Raw genomic sequence first — 15,446 nt, forward strand, 5'->3', positions numbered from 1 at the left:
AAAAATTGTAAGAAACTAATGCATAGTTTTTTGCCATTAGTTGTTTTTTAAAAATAAGAAGTAAGGGGGATGTTATGAAAAATAAATTTAAAATTTTATTTCTATCGTTCTTTTTATTGACTTCTTGTAGCAATGGAAGAACTAAATCGTATGAAAATAATTTTAGAAAATATCAATATGGGAATGATATTATTGCAGATGCTAAGCTAGATTATTATGGAAATTTGAATGATGTTGAAAAGGAAACGGAAGTAATTGTTTTGGGTAAAAAAATAAAACAAAATCCATCTACAATAGAAAAGGATAAAGTTTATAATGGTGTTTATGGTGTATATACAATCTCGAATTTTAAAATAGAAAAGGTTTTTAAAGGTAATTTTAAACCGGGAGATGTTATAGATGTTTATGAAAGTGCCGGAATAGATGAGGAAACGGGAAAGATTTATCATATTGCAGGATATGAGTTAATGGAAAAGGATGAGGAATATTTACTGTTTTTGAGACATTCGGAAACTGATCCGTGGTATATGATATCAGGATTGAAATTTGGTAAAATTTCACTTTCAGGTAAAAAATCAGAGTTCAGAATAGAATTAGAAAAAGCAGATCATTATCCGGAAGAATTTGAACTTGAAGGTAAAATAAGAGAAGAAGCAATAAAAAATATATTGAAAAGTAGTGATTTAAAAGATAGAATAATCATAAAATTAAAGAGTTGGAAGTCCAACTCTTTTGTTTTTTTGGTCAAAATATGTTAAAATAATACTTGATAATTAATATTTCAGATAGGAGATTTTTATGGTTAGTAAGGAAGAAGTAAAGAAAATTTATTATCTTGCAAACTTGAATGTAAAAGAAGAAGAACTTGATATTATTGCTAAAAAGTTTGATGATGTTCTTGTTTTTGCCAATGAAATTATGGAACTTGATACTTCAGAATGTGAAGCACTAGAAATAGTTGTGGAACATAACAGTCCTTTGAGAGAAGATGTGGTTGAAGAAAGTATTTCAAGGGAAGATGCACTTTTGAATGCAAGTGACAAAGAGTATGGATATTTTAGATTGCAAAGGGTTGTGAAATAATGGATATTTTAAGTATAAGAGAAGATTTTATCAGTGGTAAGGTAGATTTGATTTCATTTTATACTGATGTTATAAAGAGAATTGAAGATAAAAAAGATTTGAATATTTTTCTTGATTTTTCTAAAGAAAAAATTATGGAAAGAGTTGAATTTTTAAATAATAAATTAAAAAATAAAGAAAAATTGGGCTCTCTTTTTGGAGTTTCAGTTTCTATTAAGGATAATATTTTAGTTAAAGGATATAAGAGTACTTGCGGTTCAAAAATTTTGGAAAATTATTATCCAATTTTTAATGCTACAATTATTGATAGACTTTTGGAAGAAGACGCTGTTATTCTAGGAAAAGTTAATATGGATGAATTTGCAATGGGTGGTTCAGGTGAGACTTCTTATTTTGGAGCAACAAAAAATCCGCTTGACGAAAGTTTAATTCCCGGCGGTTCATCTTCAGGCTCTGCAAGTAGTGTAAGTGCAGATTTAGCAATGATTAGTTTAGGATCCGATACAGGTGGTTCTGTTAGAAATCCTGCATCTTTTTGTGCTTGTGTAGGATATAAACCTACTTATGGAATGATTTCAAGATATGGAGTTGTTTCTATGGCAAGTAGTTTAGATCAAGTAGGAATTTTATCAAGTGATGTTAAATCAATTTTGCCTGTTTTAAATACAATTGGCGGTTTGGATAAAATGGATGCAGTTACAATGAGAGATGCTGTAGATATTAAGGAAGATAAAGATTTTTCTTTAAAGGGTATTAAAATTGCAACAGTTTCTAATATCGAAAATTATGAAATTGACGAAATTATTTTAAAAGATTATAAAAAGGCGATTGAAAATTTAAAAAATCAAGGCGCTATAATTGAAGAAGTAGATTTCAAATATATTAAGCATTCTACAAATGTATATAGTGTTATTATGAGCTCTGAAGTTTCAAGTAATATGTCAAGATTTGACGGTATCAGATATGGATATAGAACTGAAAATTACGACTCAACAAGAGAACTTTTTACAAATACTAGAAGTGAAGGTTTTGGAGAAGAAGTTCAAAGAAGAATTGCAATGGGAACTTTCTATCTTGCAAGCTCAAACAATCAAGTTCTTTATAAAAAAGGCTTGGAAGTTAGAGATTTGATAAGTAAAGAAGTAAATAAAGTACTTTCAGAATATGATTTTATTTTAACTCCTACTACAACTTGTTTGCCAGGGAAGATTGGTGCTGAAAAGGACAATGCTTTAAAATCTTATGCCGGAGATACTTTTAATGTGCCTGTAAATTTTGCAGGGCTTCCAGCTATTTCCATTCCTTTAAATCTTAAAAAAATTTGTGGAAGTGTTCAATTTATAGGTAAGAGATTTGATGATGAAAGATTATTAAATCTTGCAATGAATTTTGAAAGGGGGCTTTAATATGAGTTTAAAAACAATAATAGGACTTGAAATTCACGTTGAGTTACAAACTGATACAAAAATGTTCTGTGGTTGTAAAAATGAATATGGTTGTCCTCCAAATACTAATGTTTGCCCTATTTGTTTAGGGCATCCGGGAACTCTTCCAAGAATAAATAAAAGAGCGATTGAATATGCAATAATGGCAGGTAATGCCTTTAATTGTGAAATTTCTATGGATATGAAAATGGACAGAAAAAAATATTTTTATCCTGATTTAGTAAAGGGTTATCAAATAACTCAAGAGAGAACTCCTATTTGTAAAAATGGATATATAGAAATTGATACTGAAAATGGAGTGAAGAAACTTAGATTACAAAGAATTCATATTGAAGAAGATACAGGAAAGTCAATTCATAATGAAAATGGACATACTCTAATGGACTATAACAGAGCGGGAGTTCCATTAATTGAAATTGTATCTGAACCTGATATGAACAGTCCTGAAGAGGCTATTGCCTTTTTGACAAATTTAAAAGAAACTATAAAATATCTTGGAATTTCAGATGTTAAGATGGAAGAAGGCTCACTTCGTTGTGATGTAAACTTAAATATAGTTGATGAAGAAAGTGGATTTAAGACAAAAATTACTGAAATTAAAAATCTAAATTCATTTAAGGCTGCACTTCGTGCTATGGAATATGAACAAAAAAGACATATAGAAAATGTTAAGAATAATATTGTTGGTGAAAAAGAGACAAGACGTTGGGATGAATCAAAGCTTGAAACTATAATTATGCGTCATAAAGAAGAGGGAAATGATTATAGATTTAGTGTTGAGCCTGATATTCCATATATCAAACTTGAAAAAGACTTTGTTGAAGCTATTAAGGAAAAAATGCCGGAGCTTCCAAAGAATAAGAAAAATAGATTTTTAGCTGAATACAAACTTTCAGAATATGATGCAAATGTATTAACTCAAAACAAATATTTATCTGAATATTTTGAAAGAGTAGTTAAAAAAGTTGATGATGCAACTCTTGTTTCCAACTGGTTGCTTTCCGATGTTCTAAGAAGAGTTAAAGATTTGGAAATTGAATTTGAAGAAATTCCTTTAAATATTGAATCTTTTGCAAGTCTTTTAAAATTAGTTAAAGAAAATAAGATTAATGCAAATGTAGGTAAAAAACTTCTTAGAGAATTATTTGAAAAAGGAGATTTTGATCCTCTAAAAGTTGTTGAAGAAAGAGGATTAATTCAAATTTCAGATGACAGCGCATTGATTGAAATAGTTGAAGAAGTTCTAAAAAATAATCCATCTTCAATTGAAGACTATAAAAATGGAAAAGACAGAGCGTTAGGATTTTTGATGGGACAATGTATGAAGGCTTCAAAAGGCAAGGGAAATCCTCAAAAATTCAATGAATTGATTTTAGAAAGGTTAGTTTAATGAAAAAGGTAGCATTATCTACGGATAACAAAAATAAAGTCAAGGAAATGCTTGCAATTTTAAGTAAGTTCAATTTTGAAATAGTAACTAAAAGTGAATTGGGTGTAAATGAAGAATTTGAAGAAATTTATGATACACTTGAGGAAAATTCAAAGCTAAAAGCTGAAAAGCTAAGAGAATATTGTTCTTTTGCTGTTTTAGCTGATGATACCGGACTTTTCGTAAATGCTTTAAATGGAGAACCGGGAGTGCTATCTGCAAGATATGCAGGAGAACATGGAAATAGTGAAGCAAATAGAGAGAAGCTTTTAAGAAATCTTGAAGGAAAATCTGATAGAAGCGCATATTTTAAAACAGTAATTGTCTTTGTTGATGAAAATGGAAAAGAATTTATAGCAAAGGGAATTTTAAAAGGAACTATTTCAGAAGTTGAAAGAGGAGAAAATGGCTTTGGATATGACAAGATTTTTATTCCTGAAAATATGGAAAAAACTTTGGCTGAAATAAGTTCCGAAGAAAAAATAAATTTAGTCATAGAAAAAGAGCATTAGAAGATTTAAAAAATATTTTAGGTGATAGATATGATAGTAGCAGTTGTTAGTGATACTCATGGAATTGTACTTCCTGTTGCATACAGTTTGCAAAGAAATAAGGTTGATATTGTTCTTCATCTTGGGGATGATTCCGAAGATGTAAAGAAGATAGAACAAATAACAGGGATGGAAATATATGCAGTTGCAGGAAATTGTGATAAAAATCCTAAGGATATTCCGGAAGAATTGGTTTTAGAAATTAGAAGAAAAAAATTCTTTTTAACTCATGGGCATAAATATGATGTTGATAATGGAATTGATAAAATAGTTGAAAAAGCTAAAGAAGTTGGGGCGGATTATGCTCTTTTCGGGCATACTCATGTTCATTTAAGAGAAAGAGTTGATGGAATAACTGTTTTAAATCCCGGTAGTACAACTCTTCCAAGACAGGGAGATACAAAGGGATATTATATCGTAAATTTAATTGAAAAAAGTGTTAATAGAATAAATTTAAAATAATCGGCTTTATAACCGACAATTTGGTCGGTTCTTTAGCTGATTTTTTCTATGGAGGAATATATGAGAGTAAGAAAAATAGGTATTATATCTTTATCAAGTGGGATATTAGGAGAAGATTTTGTTTTACATGAAGTTAAAATTGGAATTGAGAGACTAAAAAAATATGGAATTGAAATTGAATTTTTACCTAATTCAAAAAAGGGTATTGAATTTATAAAAAATAATCCTAAAGAAAGGGCAGAAGATTTAATAAAAGCTTTTAAAGATGATTCAATTGATATGATATTATGTGCGATAGGTGGAGATGATACTTATAGATTATTGCCTTATTTGTTCGAAAATAGTGAATTAGAAAAAGTAGCAAAGCAGAAAATATTTTTAGGCTTTTCAGATACTACAATTAATCATTTAATGCTAAATAAAGTAGGGATAAAAACATTCTATGGACAAGCATTTTTACCTGATGTTTGTGAATTGTCAAATGAAATGCTACCATATTCAAAGCATTTCTTTGAAGAATTAATTAATACCGGAAAAATTAAAGAAATATATCCCAGCGATGTTTGGTATAACGAGAGAGAGGATTTTAGTGAAAAAGCTATTGGAATTTCAATGGAAGAACATCATAATGGAGGATTTGAATTATTAAGAGGAGATTCAAAATTTGAAGGTAAAATATTGGGTGGTTGTTTGGATTCTATATTTAACATTTTTGATACTCCAAGATATGAAGATTCAGTATATTTATGTAAAAAGTATGATTTATTTCCAAGTTTGAATGAGTGGGAAAATAAAATCTTACTTCTTGAAACTAGCGAAGAAAAGCCTAAACCAGAGTTATTTAGAAAAATGATTCTTAAACTTCAAGAATATGGAATATTTGATGTTATTTCAGGTTTGATTATAGGAAAACCACAAAACGAAGAGTATTATGAAGAGTATAAACAAATTCTTCTTGATGAAATAAAAAATCAAGATTTGTCCATAGTATATAATATAAATGTTGGACATAGCACTCCAAGATGTATTATTCCTTTTGGAGTAGATGCAAAAGTAGATGTTGAAAAGCAAATTATAGAATTTAAAGAATAAGTTATGAAGAATAATATTGAAAAGAAAAGAGATAGAGAGAAAAAAGTAATAACTGAAATGGTGAAATTGTATTGTAAGAAAAATCACAAAAATGATAAATTATGTGATGAGTGTAGGGATGTTTTAAATTATTCTTTAAATAGAATAGATAATTGTAAATATATGGATACAAAAACTTTTTGTTCAAATTGTAAAAATCCTTGTTATAGTCCTAAAATGAAAGAAAAAGTAAAACAAATTATGAAATTTTCAGGACCTAGGATGTTATTTCACCATCCATTATTAGTTATTTATCATATAATAAGTAGATTTTAAAAATAAGTTTTAAATATATTTTTAAATAAAAATTTTTTATAGAAAAAACATTATGAATTATTGTCGTAAAATACTTGACTAACATTGAAATTTGAATATTTATTTAACATATTTCTTTGGGATTAATCATTGACTTTAATCTATATTTATAATATATTTAATTCAGTAAATTAAGGGTAAAATAAAAACAAATTGATATAAACTGATATCACAGTAAATCTTTTATGAAAAAGTTTTTTCTGTTAAAATGAACTTGAAAAAATGAAAAAAAAGTTTATAATATTCTTACGATTAAAATAGAGGGGAGAAAAAATTTGTTTTAAAATAAACTAACTTTATTTTAAAGTAATAATAAAATAGGTGTTTTAAATTTATAAGATTTAATATGTTTTTATGAAAATGTTATTTTTAATTTTTGGTTTAAAATACTGTTTAATTTTAGGAGGTGATGAAATGACTACTGATGCTATAAACAGAGTTAAGGATGCAGAGTTGAAAGCGAAATCTTTAGTTGATGAGGCAAAACTTGAAGCTATGACTTTGAAGAAAAATTCTGAGAAAGAATGTGAAGAAATTTCTGATAAAGTTATTAGCGAAGCTAATAAAAAAGCTGAAGAAATAAAATTTGGTTTAATCAATGAAGGCGATATGTTGGCAAAGCCGGTTATTGAAAGAGCTAAAAAATATGTTGAACTTATCAAATCTGTTGAAGATAATAAGTTAGAATCTGTGGTTAATTCAATAGTAGAGAGGATTGTGAATGTAAATGGCAATAGTTAAAATGAAGAAATTCACTTTATTTGCTTTTGAAGCTGAAAGGAAGCGATTGCTAGAAGAACTTCAAAGATTCGGTTATGTTAACTTTTCAAAATCTGATGCTGTTGACCAATTTGATTATCTAAAAGAAGTGGATATTAATACAGTAGATAATAACTATATCGAAGACTCCACAAGAGTAAAATGGATGATTGATTATTTAGGTCGTTTTGTTGAAAAGGAAAAAGGTTTATCTGCTTTAAAGAAAGGTCCTATAGTTTATACTTTTAGTGAACTTGAACAAGAAGCTAATTCTTATGATTATATTCCAGATTTTAACAATTTGAATGATATAAGTAAAAAGATGGAGTCAAATAATCAAAAATTGACAGCTATAGATAATTCAATTAAAGAATTATTACCTTGGAATTCGATTAAGGAACCTATTGAAGACTTAAATTCATTTAAAAAATTAAAATTCATAATGGGATATATTCCGACTAGGAATATTGAAAAGTTTAAATCATCTACTGTAGATTTGAAATATACATATTTTGAAGAAGTAGATATAGTTGGAAGAAATTCATATTGTATTATTTTTACTAATGAAACAGAAAATGAAGCAGTATTTGAAAACTTAAGAGTAAACGGTTTTTCTGAAGTTAATTTAGAAATAAAAGGTGAAGTTTCAAAAGAAATTAAAAAATTAGAAGAAGAAAAGAAAATTTTGGAAGACGATAATATCATTTTAACTGATGAGATTAAAAACTTTACCGGAAATATTCAAAAAATGAAAAGTGTTTATGAATATTATCAAAATTTATCTCTCAGAAATACAGTAGTTTCAAACTTTAAGGCTACTGATAAATTGGATATCATTCAAGGATATATTCCGGCTGATAAAGAGGATAATTTCAAGGCTTTGCTTGAAAAAGTATCAGCTTCCAAAGTTTATTTGGAAATTGAAGATGCTAAAAATGATGATCCGAATGTTCCAATTATCTTAAAGAATAACAAGATAGCATCACTTTTTGAATCAGTTACAAATATGTATGCCCTTCCAAAATATGATGAAGTTGATCCAACATTTATATTGTCAATATTTTATTGGATTTTCTTTGGAATGATGGTTGCGGACTTTGCTTATGGATTAATCTTATTCATAGGTTCAGGCATAGCTTTAAAGACATTGAAGTTTAACGATTCAACAAAAAAATTCTTAAAATTTTTCTTTGCACTTAGTTTTTCAACTATGATATGGGGATTAATTTACGGTTCGGCTTTTGGAGATTTAATTACTTTACCAACTCAAATTTTGGACTCATCAAAAGATTTTATGACAGTTCTGATACTGTCTTTAGCATTTGGTGGAGTACATTTAGCTTTTGGATTGGGAATGAAAGCTTATGTATTAATCAAAAACGGAAAGCCTATGGATGCATTCTATGATGTATTCCTTTGGTACTTGACTTTGACTTCTGTTATTTTAGTTATTATCGGTAAAGCGGTTACAATGCCTAAGATAGTAAATACAATAGCTTTTTATGGAATGATAATTGGGATGTTGGGTATTGTTGCATTTGGAGCCAGAGATTCAAAAAGTATCGCAGGAAGAATTGCAGGAGGACTGTATTCACTTTATGGAATAACATCTTATATTGGAGATTTTGTCTCATATCTTAGACTTATGGCTCTTGGACTTGCGGGCGGTTTTATTGCAGTAGCAATCAATATAATTGTAAAAATGCTTGTAGGTGGAGGAATTGTAGGAATAATTTTCGGAGTGATAGTTTTTGTGTTTGCTCAAGCATTTAATATATTTTTAAGTTTCTTATCAGCTTATGTTCATACTTCTAGACTTATGTACGTGGAATTTTTCAGTAAATTTTACGAAGGTGGTGGAAAGGCGTTTAAGAAATTTAGAAGTGATAAGAAATATATAGAAGTAAAATAATTCTAAAATAAAAAATAAAAACAAATGAAAAGGAGATTTTGTAATGAAAGAATTTATGGCTGTATTAGCACAAAATGGTGGAGTTGTATTTGGTATATTAGGAGCGGCACTTGCGGTATTATTAGCTGGACTTGGTTCTGCAAGAGGTGTTCAAATGGCAGGGGAAGCTGCAGCAGGGTTGGTTATTGATGAACCTGAAAAATTCGGTAAAGCAATGGTATTACAATTATTACCTGGTACACAAGGACTTTACGGATTTGTAATAGGTCTTTTCATAATGTTCAAATTAAGAGTTGATATGAGTTTAGTTGAAGGCTTATACTATGTTATGGTTTCTCTACCTGTCGGTATCGTGGGATTAAAATCAGCTTATTACCAAGCAAGAGTTGCAGTTGCAGGTATTAATATCTTAGCAAAAAATGAAGAACATCAAACAAAAGGTATTATCCTTTCAGTAATGGTTGAAACTTATGCAATCTTAGCATTTGCTATGTCATTCTTATTACTTTCAAGCGTTGCATTCAAATAAAAAGCATTAAATAAAATAAAAAGGATGTGATAGAATGTCTAATTTGGACAATATTATAGATGAAATCCTTCAAGATGCTAAAAATGAATCTGAAAAAATAGTAAAAGATGCTAGAATGGAAGTTGCAGATCTTGTTGGAAAAACAGAAAGTGAAGCTCAAAAAAAAGCTGATAAGATAATTGAAAAAGCAAAAGCAGAGGGTACACAATCTAAAGATAGAATAATTTCAAACTCAAGTTTAACAGCAAGAGATATGATTTTAGTTGCAAAACAAGAAGTGATAAATAAAGTCTTTGAATTGACTAAAGAAAAATTAAAAACTTTAAATCATGAAGATTATTTAAGTTTTGTCGAAAAATCATTAAAAACTTTAGATATTAAAGAAGATAGCGAGATTATTCTTACTGAAGGTGAAAAGAAATTGGCAGGAGAAAAATTATTTGGAATTAAAGTTGCAAATGAAACTGTTGAAAGTGGATTTTCACTAAAAAATGGAAAAATTATTTTAAATAATGAATTTTCAAGTTTAGTTGATTTAATAAAGGAAGACTTGGAACAAGAAGTAGCAGATAAGTTATTTAGTTAATAGGAGGTGTATCATGGATAGAGAAAATTTTATCCAATCAAGTGTTAGAATTCGTCATGCTGAGAAAAATCTCCTTACTAAACAACAACTTCATAGACTTGCTGATGCAAAGACTCTTGAAGATGCAATTAAGTTACTTAATGAAACTTCTTATTCAAGTGAAATTTCAAAATTGGATAGACCTGAGAATTATGAACAGGTTTTGTCAGAAGTTTTGGATAAAACATACAAAGATGTTATGGAAATTTCTCCTGAAAAATCTTTAGTTGAGATACTTTCTTGTAAATATGAATATCACAACTTAAAAGTTTTGGTAAAAGAGCATATTTTAAAAGAAAAATTTGACTCAATGTATTGTATGTTAGATGCAAATGAAATTGAAACATTTAGAGAATTAGCCTTAAAAGATGATGAGGACTTATCAAAAGATTTTAAAGAATGTTTAGAATTTTTCGAAATTACAAAAGACCCTCAAGACATTGATATCTTTATAGATAAAAAATACTTTGAAAAAGTTTTGAATTTAACTGAAGAATTTAAACTTGAAATGATTTCAGAATATTTTAGAGCTATGATTGATTTTTTTAATCTTAGAACTTTTATAAGATGTAGAAAACAAAATCAAGTAAAAGAAACTTTGGAAAAAGTTTTGATAAAAGGTGGAGATATCGAAACAGACAGGATTTTAGAAATGTTCTATGAGGATATTGAACTTTTACCTATTAAGTTAAAGGCTTATAAGATTGGTAGAGTTTTATCTAAAATCGTAGAAGAGTATAAAAATACTAATTCTCTTAATAGCTTTGAAAAAAGTATGGATGATTATTTAGTTGAAATAGTTAGAAAAACTAAATCTATCCATTATGGAGCAGAAGTTATTTTTAGTTTTCTTTTCGCAAAAGAATTGGAAATTAAGAACTTAAGACTTATATTAGTAGGAAAAGTCAATGGATTATCTGCTGAATTCATTAAAGAAAGGTTGCGTGAAGTTTATGTATAAGATAGCTGTAATTGGCGATAAGGATTCGGTTCTTGCCTTTAGAGCACTTGGGGTTCATGTTTTCACTGCAATTGAAGGTAATGATGCCAGAAGAATTATTGACAAACTAGCAAAAGAAGATTATGGAATTATCTTTGTTACTGAACAGTTAGCAAAAGATATTCCAGAAACTATTCAAAGATATAACAGTGAAGTTATTCCAGCAGTGATTTTAATACCTAGCAACAGAGGTAGTTTGAATATAGGCTTAGAGAATATCAACAAGAATGTTGAAAAAGCTGTTGGATCAAATATATTATAGAAAGCGAGGGCTTATATTGAAAGTCGGTAAAGTTATTAAAGTTTCCGGACCTCTTGTAGTTGCAGAAGGGATGGAAGACGCGAACGTATATGATGTTGTTGAAGTTTCTAAAAATAAGCTCATTGGAGAAATTATAGAAATGAGAGGCGACAAAGCCTCAATCCAAGTTTATGAAGAAACTACTGGTATAGGACCTGGAGATGATGTTTATTCAACAGGTAGTCCACTTTCTATTGAACTTGGACCGGGAATGTTAGAACAAATGTTTGACGGTATTCAAAGACCTCTTGAAGCTCTACAAGCAAAAGCCGGAGATTTCCTTTTAAGAGGTGTAAGTGTATTACCGTTGGACAGAGAAAAAAGCTGGGATTTTGTTCCAACAGTAAAAGTTGGAGATGAAGTTTTTGAAGGAAATATAATCGGTACAGTTCAGGAGACTACAGTTGTTTCTCATAAGATTATGGTTCCTCCTGCTGTAAATGGAAAAATAGTTGAAATTTTATCAGGTTATCATACAGTTGATGAAATTATTTGTAAAATAGAAACTGACAACGGAATTAAAGAATTAAATATGATTCAAAAATGGCCGGTACGTAAAGGACGTCCTTATGCAAGAAAATTGGATCCAATTAGACCCCTTGTAACAGGTCAAAGAATAATTGATACTTTCTTCCCAGTAGCAAAGGGTGGGGCTGCTGCAATTCCGGGACCTTTCGGTTCAGGTAAGACAGTTGTTCAACACCAACTTGCAAAATGGGCGGATGCGGAAATAGTAATTTATGTTGGTTGTGGAGAACGTGGAAACGAAATGACTGACGTACTTATGGAATTTCCTGAAATTCTTGACCCAAAAACCGGTCAATCACTTATGAAAAGAACAGTTCTTATAGCAAATACTTCTAATATGCCGGTAGCTGCTCGTGAAGCATCAATTTATACAGGTATTACTATCGGAGAATATTTTAGAGATATGGGATATTCAGTAGCTCTTATGGCTGATTCAACTTCTCGTTGGGCAGAAGCACTTCGTGAAATGTCCGGTCGTCTTGAAGAAATGCCCGGTGATGAAGGTTATCCGGCATATCTTGCATCAAGAGTTGCAGACTTTTATGAAAGAGCTGGTTTTGTAAAATGTTTAGGAGAAGATAGAGAAGGGGCTTTAACAGTAATTGGAGCGGTTTCTCCTCCGGGTGGAGATATTTCTGAACCGGTATCACAAGCTACACTTAGAATAGTAAAAGTGTTCTGGGGACTTGATTATGCATTATCTTATAGAAGACATTTCCCTGCTATTAACTGGTTGAACTCTTATTCATTATATCAAGATAAAATGGATAAGTTTATGGATGAAAGCATTGATAAAAAATTCTCTGAATACAGAATACAATCAATGGCACTTTTACAAGAAGAATCAAATTTACAGGAAGTTGTTCGTCTTGTAGGTAGAGATTCGCTTTCAGAAGCGGATCAATTAAAACTTGAAGTTGCAAAATCTTTAAGAGAAGATTTCTTACAACAAAATGCTTTCCATGAAGTTGATACTTATTGTTCTCTTCCAAAGCAATTTAAAATGTTAAGTCTTATTTTGGGTTTCTATGATGAAGCTAAAAAAGCATTAAATTCAGGAGTATATCTTGATGAAATATTAAAGATTGACTCTCGTGAAGGAATAGCAAGAAGTAAAAATATTTCTGAAAAAGAATTGGAAAAATTTGATGAATTATTCGAAACAGTTAAGGCTGATATAGAAAAATTAATAAGCGAAGGAGGTAACTCTAATGCTTAAAGAGTATAAGACAGTAAAAGAAGTAGTAGGACCTTTGATGGTTGTTGAAGGCGTTGAAGGTGTTAAATATGAAGAATTAGTTGAAGTTAGAGTTCAAAACGGAGAAAAGAGAAGGGGAAAAGTTCTTGAAATTAATGGGGATAAGGCAATGGTTCAATTGTTTGAAGGCTCATCAGGAATTAACTTAAGAGATACAACTTGTAGATTTTTAGGTCATCCTCTTGAACTAGGAGTTTCTGAAGATATGATTGGAAGAATTTTTGATGGACTTGGTAATCCTATTGATAAAGGACCAAAGATTATTCCCGAAATGAAGATAGATATTAACGGATCTCCAATCAATCCTGTATCAAGAGACTATCCTTCAGAATTTATTCAAACAGGTATTTCTACGATAGATGGACTTAATACATTGGTTAGAGGACAAAAATTACCTATTTTCTCAGGTTCAGGGCTTCCGCATAACAATGTAGCTGCACAAATTGCAAGACAAGCAAGAGTACTTGGTGGTGGAGAAAAATTCGCCGTAGTATTTGGAGCAATGGGTATCACTTTTGAAGAAGCTCAATTCTTTATTGATGACTTTACAAAAACAGGTGCGATAGACAGAGCAGTTTTGTTTATGAACCTTGCAAATGACCCTGCAATAGAAAGAATTGCAACTCCTCGTATGGCTCTTACTTGTGCTGAATATTTGGCATTTGAAAAGGGAATGCATGTTTTGGTAATCTTAACTGACCTTACAAATTATGCAGAAGCACTTCGTGAAGTTTCTGCAGCCAGAAAAGAAGTTCCGGGACGTCGTGGTTATCCGGGATATCTATATACTGACCTTTCAACTATCTATGAAAGAGCAGGAAGACTTAAAGGAAGACCGGGATCAATTACACAAATTCCTATTTTAACAATGCCAGAAGATGATATTACTCACCCAATCCCTGACCTTACAGGATATATTACAGAAGGACAAATTATTCTTTCAAGAGAATTATATAAACAAGGTATTCAACCGCCAATTTTTGTAATTCCTTCACTATCAAGACTTAAAGATAAAGGTATCGGTAAAGGAAAGACAAGAGAAGATCATGCAGAGACAATGAACCAAATCTATGCCGGTTATGCATCAGGTAGAGAGGCTCGTGAATTGGCAGTAATCCTAGGTGAATCAGCATTATCAGAAGCAGATAAAGCATTCGCAAAATTTGCAGATGCTTTTGATAAGAGATATGTTGACCAAGGATATGAAACAAACAGGACGATAGAAGAAACTTTAAACTTAGGTTGGGAATTATTAAGTATAGTTCCAAGAACAGAACTTAAGAGAATTAGAGAGGAATATATTGATAAATATTTAGGAAAGACAGAATAAAGGGGAGATATAGATGGCAAAGCTAAATGTAAATCCTACACGTATGGCTCTTTCAAATCTTAAAGGAAGACTTGTAACTGCTAAAAGAGGTCATAAACTTCTTAAAGATAAACAAGATGAACTTATGAGAAGATTTATAGAAATGGTTAGAAAAAATAAAAAACTTCGTCTTGAAGTTGAAGAAGAACTTTCAAATTCATTCAAATCTTTTCTTTTAGCAAGTGCTGTTATGAGTCCCGAATTTTTGGAACAAGCTGTTGCCTTTCCGAAAGAACAGGTATCCGTTGCCATTGAGACAAAAAATGTAATGAGTGTAAATATTCCTAAAATGGAATTCGATAGAACGGAATCAAGTGGAGCAATTTTCCCTTATGGTTATGCTCAAACATCTTCTGAACTTGACGATGCAATTTTAGAATTACATTCAATAATGGATAAGCTTTTAGAACTTGCAGAAGTTGAAAAAGCTTGTCAACTAATGGCAGATGAAATTGAAAAGACTCGTAGAAGAGTAAATGCTCTTGAGTATAGAACAATTCCGGACTTGGAAGAAACAATTAAATTCATCAGAATGAAATTAGATGAAAACGAAAGAGCTACTATTACAAGACTTATGAAAGTTAAGGATATTATAGCTAAACAAGTATAGGAAAAGCTGTTGCAAATTGCAACAGCTTTTTATTGTGAAACAACAAGGTTCCCGGGCACCCAGCCGATGCGAAGCATCGTGGAAGGGTGGGGTTCTTATTTTTTATACACTCTGTTTGAATCACTTGAAAAAGTTGTTA

The 15,446-nt window shown here is 30.2% G+C and carries 17 protein-coding genes; all 17 read left to right on the forward strand.

The genetic code is table 11. From position 1 onward, the window contains the following. Window positions 1-74: 74 nt before the first annotated feature. Window positions 75-758 carry a hypothetical protein gene (locus tag HMPREF9127_RS01860; protein WP_009447850.1) on the forward strand — a complete coding sequence of 228 codons (684 nt, stop codon included), beginning with the start codon at window positions 75-77 and terminating at the stop codon, window positions 756-758. 40 nt (window positions 759-798) lie between these two features. Next, window positions 799-1,083, forward strand: a complete 285-nt coding sequence (gene gatC, locus HMPREF9127_RS01865) for an Asp-tRNA(Asn)/Glu-tRNA(Gln) amidotransferase subunit GatC (protein WP_009447954.1) — start codon at window positions 799-801, stop codon at window positions 1,081-1,083. Then, complete coding sequence (gene gatA, locus HMPREF9127_RS01870) at window positions 1,083-2,489, forward strand: Asp-tRNA(Asn)/Glu-tRNA(Gln) amidotransferase subunit GatA (protein ID WP_009448013.1); 1,407 nt, start codon at window positions 1,083-1,085, stop codon at window positions 2,487-2,489. Before gatC ends, gatA begins: the two co-directional genes overlap by 1 nt. Before the next feature lies 1 nt (window position 2,490). After that, a complete protein-coding gene (gene gatB / locus HMPREF9127_RS01875) occupies window positions 2,491-3,918 on the forward strand; it encodes an Asp-tRNA(Asn)/Glu-tRNA(Gln) amidotransferase subunit GatB (protein ID WP_009448092.1) in 1,428 nt (475 codons plus the stop codon). Beyond that, window positions 3,918-4,469 (forward strand): RdgB/HAM1 family non-canonical purine NTP pyrophosphatase, encoded by a 552-nt coding sequence (gene rdgB / locus HMPREF9127_RS01880; protein ID WP_009448220.1) that lies wholly within the window; start codon window positions 3,918-3,920, stop codon window positions 4,467-4,469. The genes gatB and rdgB overlap by 1 nt, the downstream gene beginning before the upstream one ends. Before the next feature lie 30 nt (window positions 4,470-4,499). After that, complete coding sequence (locus tag HMPREF9127_RS01885; protein ID WP_009448356.1) at window positions 4,500-4,970, forward strand: metallophosphoesterase family protein; 471 nt, start codon at window positions 4,500-4,502, stop codon at window positions 4,968-4,970. 60 nt (window positions 4,971-5,030) lie between these two features. After that, complete coding sequence (locus HMPREF9127_RS01890; protein ID WP_009448410.1) at window positions 5,031-6,062, forward strand: S66 family peptidase; 1,032 nt, start codon at window positions 5,031-5,033, stop codon at window positions 6,060-6,062. A 3-nt stretch (window positions 6,063-6,065) separates the two neighbouring features. Beyond that, window positions 6,066-6,377, forward strand: coding sequence for a nitrous oxide-stimulated promoter family protein (locus HMPREF9127_RS01895; RefSeq protein WP_009448394.1), 312 nt, complete (start codon window positions 6,066-6,068; stop codon window positions 6,375-6,377). A 393-nt stretch (window positions 6,378-6,770) separates the two neighbouring features. After that, on the forward strand, window positions 6,771-7,157 hold the full coding sequence (locus tag HMPREF9127_RS01900; RefSeq protein ID WP_255261665.1) for a hypothetical protein: 387 nt from the start codon (window positions 6,771-6,773) through the stop codon (window positions 7,155-7,157). Further along, the gene (locus HMPREF9127_RS01905; RefSeq protein ID WP_009447940.1) at window positions 7,144-9,087 is read left to right on the forward strand and encodes a V-type ATP synthase subunit I; all 1,944 of its coding nucleotides are present in this window, start codon (window positions 7,144-7,146) and stop codon (window positions 9,085-9,087) included. The genes HMPREF9127_RS01900 and HMPREF9127_RS01905 overlap by 14 nt, the downstream gene beginning before the upstream one ends. A 43-nt stretch (window positions 9,088-9,130) precedes the next feature. Further along, window positions 9,131-9,616 (forward strand): V-type ATP synthase subunit K, encoded by a 486-nt coding sequence (locus tag HMPREF9127_RS01910; protein ID WP_009447750.1) that lies wholly within the window; start codon window positions 9,131-9,133, stop codon window positions 9,614-9,616. A gap of 34 nt (window positions 9,617-9,650) precedes the next feature. After that, on the forward strand, window positions 9,651-10,202 hold the full coding sequence (locus HMPREF9127_RS01915; protein ID WP_009448003.1) for a V-type ATP synthase subunit E: 552 nt from the start codon (window positions 9,651-9,653) through the stop codon (window positions 10,200-10,202). 13 nt (window positions 10,203-10,215) lie between these two features. Further along, window positions 10,216-11,202, forward strand: a complete 987-nt coding sequence (locus HMPREF9127_RS01920) for a V-type ATP synthase subunit C (RefSeq protein WP_009448358.1) — start codon at window positions 10,216-10,218, stop codon at window positions 11,200-11,202. Next, window positions 11,195-11,503 carry a V-type ATP synthase subunit F gene (locus tag HMPREF9127_RS01925; protein WP_009447920.1) on the forward strand — a complete coding sequence of 103 codons (309 nt, stop codon included), beginning with the start codon at window positions 11,195-11,197 and terminating at the stop codon, window positions 11,501-11,503. Before HMPREF9127_RS01920 ends, HMPREF9127_RS01925 begins: the two co-directional genes overlap by 8 nt. 16 nt (window positions 11,504-11,519) lie before the next feature. Next, entirely contained in the window at window positions 11,520-13,289 is a 1,770-nt protein-coding gene (locus tag HMPREF9127_RS01930; protein WP_009448054.1) for a V-type ATP synthase subunit A, read from the forward strand. Beyond that, window positions 13,282-14,658, forward strand: a complete 1,377-nt coding sequence (locus HMPREF9127_RS01935) for a V-type ATP synthase subunit B (RefSeq protein WP_009447858.1) — start codon at window positions 13,282-13,284, stop codon at window positions 14,656-14,658. The genes HMPREF9127_RS01930 and HMPREF9127_RS01935 overlap by 8 nt, the downstream gene beginning before the upstream one ends. A gap of 13 nt (window positions 14,659-14,671) precedes the next feature. Further along, window positions 14,672-15,307: a V-type ATP synthase subunit D gene (locus HMPREF9127_RS01940; protein WP_009447931.1), complete on the forward strand. Its 636-nt coding sequence runs from the start codon at window positions 14,672-14,674 to the stop codon at window positions 15,305-15,307. Window positions 15,308-15,446: the final 139 nt, after the last annotated feature.

Source organism: Parvimonas sp. oral taxon 393 str. F0440, from assembly GCA_000223315.2.
Classification (GTDB): Bacteria; Bacillota; Clostridia; order Tissierellales; family Peptoniphilaceae; genus Parvimonas.

Coding starts and splice junctions, on each gene's coding strand:
- HMPREF9127_RS01935 (WP_009447858.1), top strand. CDS start 13,282: ATGCTTAAAGAGTATAAGACAGTAAAAGAAGTAGTAGGACCTTTGATG.
- HMPREF9127_RS01940 (WP_009447931.1), top strand. CDS start 14,672: ATGGCAAAGCTAAATGTAAATCCTACACGTATGGCTCTTTCAAATCTT.
- HMPREF9127_RS01860 (WP_009447850.1), top strand. CDS start 75: ATGAAAAATAAATTTAAAATTTTATTTCTATCGTTCTTTTTATTGACT.
- HMPREF9127_RS01890 (WP_009448410.1), top strand. CDS start 5,031: ATGAGAGTAAGAAAAATAGGTATTATATCTTTATCAAGTGGGATATTA.
- HMPREF9127_RS01905 (WP_009447940.1), top strand. CDS start 7,144: ATGGCAATAGTTAAAATGAAGAAATTCACTTTATTTGCTTTTGAAGCT.
- HMPREF9127_RS01925 (WP_009447920.1), top strand. CDS start 11,195: ATGTATAAGATAGCTGTAATTGGCGATAAGGATTCGGTTCTTGCCTTT.
- HMPREF9127_RS01900 (WP_255261665.1), top strand. CDS start 6,771: ATGAAAATGTTATTTTTAATTTTTGGTTTAAAATACTGTTTAATTTTA.
- gatA (WP_009448013.1), top strand. CDS start 1,083: ATGGATATTTTAAGTATAAGAGAAGATTTTATCAGTGGTAAGGTAGAT.
- rdgB (WP_009448220.1), top strand. CDS start 3,918: ATGAAAAAGGTAGCATTATCTACGGATAACAAAAATAAAGTCAAGGAA.
- HMPREF9127_RS01915 (WP_009448003.1), top strand. CDS start 9,651: ATGTCTAATTTGGACAATATTATAGATGAAATCCTTCAAGATGCTAAA.
- HMPREF9127_RS01885 (WP_009448356.1), top strand. CDS start 4,500: ATGATAGTAGCAGTTGTTAGTGATACTCATGGAATTGTACTTCCTGTT.
- gatC (WP_009447954.1), top strand. CDS start 799: ATGGTTAGTAAGGAAGAAGTAAAGAAAATTTATTATCTTGCAAACTTG.
- HMPREF9127_RS01895 (WP_009448394.1), top strand. CDS start 6,066: ATGAAGAATAATATTGAAAAGAAAAGAGATAGAGAGAAAAAAGTAATA.
- HMPREF9127_RS01910 (WP_009447750.1), top strand. CDS start 9,131: ATGAAAGAATTTATGGCTGTATTAGCACAAAATGGTGGAGTTGTATTT.
- HMPREF9127_RS01920 (WP_009448358.1), top strand. CDS start 10,216: ATGGATAGAGAAAATTTTATCCAATCAAGTGTTAGAATTCGTCATGCT.
- gatB (WP_009448092.1), top strand. CDS start 2,491: ATGAGTTTAAAAACAATAATAGGACTTGAAATTCACGTTGAGTTACAA.